This is a genomic window from Mesorhizobium sp. M1E.F.Ca.ET.063.01.1.1, assembly GCF_003998155.1.
Lineage (GTDB): Bacteria > Pseudomonadota > Alphaproteobacteria > Rhizobiales > Rhizobiaceae > Mesorhizobium.
This window is the reverse complement of the sequence record NZ_RZSC01000444.1, coordinates 1-4872: the sequence shown is the minus strand read 5'-3', so window position 1 is coordinate 4872 and position 4872 is coordinate 1. Positions and strand designations below refer to the sequence as shown.

At 56.2% G+C, this 4872-nt stretch carries 2 protein-coding genes; one reads left to right on the top strand and one right to left on the bottom strand.

The window, feature by feature from the left end:
• Nucleotides 1-1112: 1112 nt before the first annotated feature.
• Nucleotides 1113-1820 carry an SDR family oxidoreductase gene (locus tag EOA29_RS24955; RefSeq protein ID WP_245468531.1) on the bottom strand — a complete coding sequence of 236 codons (708 nt, stop codon included), beginning with the start codon at nucleotides 1818-1820 and terminating at the stop codon, nucleotides 1113-1115.
• 1102 nt (nucleotides 1821-2922) lie between these two features.
• Between EOA29_RS24955 and EOA29_RS24950 the strand changes: the two genes are divergently transcribed.
• The gene (locus EOA29_RS24950) at nucleotides 2923-4254 is read left to right on the top strand and encodes a Xaa-Pro peptidase family protein (protein WP_127221756.1); all 1332 of its coding nucleotides are present in this window, start codon (nucleotides 2923-2925) and stop codon (nucleotides 4252-4254) included.
• Nucleotides 4255-4872: the final 618 nt, after the last annotated feature.

The following is a 4872-nucleotide window of genomic DNA, read 5'->3' as shown; positions in this document are numbered from 1 at the left end:
GCCTTATCGAGGCGGAAGCCCGATGGTTGCAGCGAGGGCGCCGCCCCTCTCTGAGTTCGATCGTGCAGAGAGATTTCTGTCCTGTGACGCAAATGCGAAAAGCAGGACGACAAGCGGCGTCATCAGGAGAAGGACAATCGCGGACGATAGTTCCTCTGAATAGTCATCTTTACAATCTGTGCCGCCGGCGAGGCCGTCGAACAGCTTAGGGATAGGCTGGCCCGTTAGATTGAAGAATCCCACCTAAACCTCCTGTAGAGTAAGGGCCGGCGCGCATTGCCAGAGGTACTGATGGGTTTTGCCCACCTGCCGGATTATGCAACTAAGTGTAAGCCTCTCGAAGGTGCCCTCAGCCTATTATCTCTCGATGATAGGGAACTGCGAGGGACCTGAGAATGCGTAAAAGGTTTTGCTGGATATAAAATCAATTTATCTCGCATCTACCGCCTGACAGGGTCGATGTTGGCTTGCAACTTCGTCTCAAATCGCACGCATAGGACGAAGGCCACATGATTGGCGCCGGGCTTGTCGGCTTCGCGCAGGCGCTTCCATCCCGAACAGGGCATTAGTTCGTGCAGATGCAAGGCGGGAAGAGGCAGCAGTCCGCAACGCGTACCTCCAATCAGAAGTTCCATGATAATAACATCAGGAAGCCCTCTGGGATAAGCCCGCTAATGTTGCCATTCGGACGTTGATGGCGCCACCCGGCGGATTGAGTTGGAAAATTTTCGCGTCGGGGAGAGGACCGGCAACTCGGCTTACTGGGCCGCCTGTAAAGTTGGCCAGCTCGATCGAGCAGCTGGGGTCGTAGAGTCAGCGCCCATTCCGCCCACGAAATCAATATATCGCCGCCCCTCGACATCCCAGAGCTCCGCGTTTCGAGCCCGGTCCACGTATATTGGGGGCAACATGGAGGCGACCGCCGAAACACCGGCTTTTCGGTGCTCATCGAGGCAATATTAGATACCATCCGAGTACACTCTTATGTTAAATAAATTTCGCTAAGCAAACAACAACTACATTGGTCTCTACGAAGGCCGGACCTACTTCTGCCCCCGGTGGTTGAGGTTGAGCTTCGTAAGACTTATGTCAAGGAAATAGCTCGCGCTCTCCTACTGCGGCAGACTGAGCTGCGCCATTCGACCTCCATCGATCGTCCACACTTGGCCGGTGACGAACGAGGACTCGGGCGAAGCGAGCCAGACTACGAGGCTCGCGACTTCGTCTGGTTTCCCCGTTCGTCCAACTGGGTGGATTTTGCCGATCTGCTGGCGGAAACCCTTGGGATCCGGCATACTCTCGACGAAATCCAAGTTCAGGTCGGTGTCGATCCAGCCCGGCGCGACCGCGTTGCAACGCACACCTTCAGCGCCGTGATCGATCGCCACCGCGCGGGTAAGACCATGGAGACCAGCCTTGGAGGCACAATAGGCCGCGTGTTTCGGGTTGGATCCCAGCCCCTCGATCGATCCGACATTCACTATGGTCCCGCCGGCGGACCGCAGGTGCGGCATTGCCGCTTTAATCAGTATGAACGGCGTAGTCAAATTGACGGCGATGGTCCTCTCCCAATCCGCCAGGCTCATATCTTCGACGAGCGCCTCCTGCATGACTCCGGCGTTATTCACCAGGACATCGAGTCTTCCTGCCCGCTGGACAACCGCTTTGATCACATGTGCCGCCTCGGCCGGTGCCGTGAAGTCGACCGCAATGGCCTCGAATTCCCGGTCCTCACCACGTTGCGCGGTGAACACGCGAGCGCCCTCATTCCTTAGACGTCGCGCAGTCGCAAGACCGATGCCGCTACGCCCGCCCGTCACGAGAGCTACTTGTCCTGCAAACCTCTTATCCAACTTTCTTTCCACCCTTCCTTTCGACTGGCGCCCGCATGGTAGCGGCGCTCGGAGGAACCAGACGACCTCGGCCCTGTCTGGCTCCGCGATTGCTGAGCCGACCGCCTTGCCAAGTTCCACCTGCCTCCAAAGGATCCACGGGGAATCGGCGAAACCGCTGCCAGTGTTCTGCCGAGACGACCTCGAGGGCCAGCTCTATTTGACGGCAACAATCCGCAGCTAGCCTCACGCGCCGCCAGCCGAATAGAATACCGCCGCGTCCAAAACCATCGCTTCGCCCCCCGGATTAAGGCAGGCCTTGCTTGGTGTCGGATGATAGGCACTAGCAACTGCCCTGAGAATGCGCAAATCGTTTCGCTAGCGTTAAATTCAGTTTATGCCTTGGGCCATCCCCCTGGAAGCTGAAAGTGGACTTTGCGAGATCGCCTTAATTCGGCACCACCTGGCGAGAACCCTGCCTAGGTGTAGCCCGGAACTACACCAAGAGAAACCAGCAGAAACCGCCCGAGTAGCCCGCCGCAACTTTTTTAGAGAATCTCAATGCGTCGACTCGTTGACGCCTCTTGGCTCGACAGGGCTCGAGAAAGCGCTCACTGATCGTTGGGATCCAATGATTGCCGTTGAGGCACAGAGCGCGAAGGCCGATGTGGTTCCAGTTGTAGTCGCAAACATTAACCCGCTCTGCCCCTCACAGACAGGCGGAGAAATCAGGGCATGCAGGTCGGTCACACAGAAATCATTCACGAGATGGAGCAGCATATCAGGTCGGCTTTTCGAGCGAAGAGTTTTGTTGTCTCCGACCCACTCTACCAGCGTTTGAGACTTACCGCGCCAAACGTCTGATCAGCTAACTAAAGTTACCGATTGCTGTGGCCGTCAGTGGTTTCGTATGGGCACTTCCATTCAAAATTTCCGCGTGTCAAGACTGAGCTTGGTGTCTGTGATTCAACCGCAGCGCACGAATGCAGGATGAATTGATCTTATGTCGGGGCGCTTTTTTTTCCGCCTTTGCCAATCAGCAAATCCGGTCTTAAATCCTGGTAAAAGTAAGCCAACGGGAAGGCCTAGCATGTCTTCGTTTTCGATCGTGAACCACAAAATTGATCCAATGCGATTGGCAAAAGCGCACAAGCCGGATGGGAGCTTAGATGATAATGATCGGATTGAAATCGGACCGACGGACGTCGCCTTTGCGGAGTGGACAGCGTTGGGCCTGACCACGCCCAACCTTGATCGTATGCGCGGAACCCGCCTTGATCGAATTGTTCAGCAACTTCGCCAAAGAGACTATGCTGGCGTGCTGTGCTTCGATCCCCTGAACATACGATACGCTTCAGATTCCTCGAACATGCATATCTGGATCATGCACAATCCGTCCCGAGCGGTGTTCGTGTCAGCCGATGGATATGTCGTTCTCTGGGACTTTCATCGTTGCAGCCACCTGTCAACTTATCTGCCGCGCATTAACGAGATCCGCGATGGCGGCGCCGGTTTTTACTATTTTGTCGCCGGCGACAAAGAGGAAGAAATTGCCAAGGACTTTGCCGGGCAAATTGACGAACTGCTGCGCCGCTCTGGCGGCAAAAACCGTCGTCTTGCGGTCGACAAGATCGAAATCCCCGGTCTGCGCGCGCTCGATGCGGTTGGCATTAAGGTTTGCAACGGCATGCAGCTCATGGAGCATGCCCGGGCCATCAAGGGAATCGACGAGATCAACGCGATGCGCTGCTCTCTGGCGACCTGCGAGATTGCCGTTGCGAAAATGCGGGAACGTTTGCAGCCCGGCATAGCCGAAACGGAACTTTGGTCGGTTCTCCACGCCGAAAATATCGCACGTGGTGGAGAGTGGATCGAAACGCGCATTTTAACTTCCGGCCCGCGCACGAACCCTTGGATGCAGGAGGCCGGTCCGCGTCGCATTGTGTCGGGGGACCTCGTCGCCTTCGACACCGATATGGTAGGCCCATACGGAATGTGTGCCGATTTCTCCCGGACTTGGCACTGCGGTGACGGCCGGCCCACCGACGAACAGCGAAGGTTGCACGCCATCGCATACGAGCATATAGCTGCAAACATGGCCATGCTAAAGCCTGGCGTCTCTTTCACCGAACTCACGCAGCGCAGCCACAAGCTTCCCCCGGAGTTCGTAGAGCAACGATATGGCGTTATGATGCATGGCATCGGTCTGTGCGACGAATATCCCGCGATTCTCTATCCTGAAGACTTTATCCCCGGAGCATTCGACTATGTTCTCGAGCCGGGGATGACCTTGTGCGTTGAGGCCTATATCGGTGCCGTCGGTGGCCGGGAAGGCGTGAAGCTCGAAGAGCAGGTGCTGGTGACCGAGAGTGGAGTTTCAAATCTTACGAGATGCCCGTTTGATGAGGCTTTGATGTCCTGAAAAAATAGCTGAGTTTTTGCTCGGGTGCTTTTGCTTCACAAATGGGCTGACCGTTTTTTGGACGAGCCGTGCCACGGGGTTATTCGCAAGTTGGCTCCATTGCATCAAGAGTTCAAGAGCTTCCGGCTAAGGCAATTGATCCCAGGCCGCGCAATGCGATTCCCGGTGCACCTATCTGGGTACGCTACGGGTCCCACCGTAAAGGGTCTCTAAACGACCGGATCAGCCCCCACATCGGGTGAGGGGTCGACCCTGTCAAACTTACGCGTATGATCTGTATCCCCAAGATCCTGACTATCAAAGCAGCGACGGCCTCCCTAGAGGTCGGGCAGGCCAATCAGCTGGTCAACTCGTCGTTTCGCTCCGTTGCCGACCCTATTTACTAGAAGAGGCGGCCGCTGTGGTCGCGGTTAGATGGTCTGTCGCCCGTCTGAATGACTCCTCACTGACCTGAATAGCCCTCCATCTTGACTTACACCCTCGCCAGCCTTCGCCTGAGGGGGCTTGGACATAAACTGGGTTTAAGACCGCAGAAACTTTTTGCGCCTTCTCAGGGCAATTGCCGACGCCTATCATCAGCGGGATATAAGTCAGGCACGCCGTCTCGGACGGCGGAGC

Bases quoted from the DNA above. Each gene is read 5' to 3' on its own strand.
- EOA29_RS24950 (WP_127221756.1), top strand. From the start codon at position 2,923: ATGTCTTCGTTTTCGATCGTGAACCACAAAATTGATCCAATGCGATTG.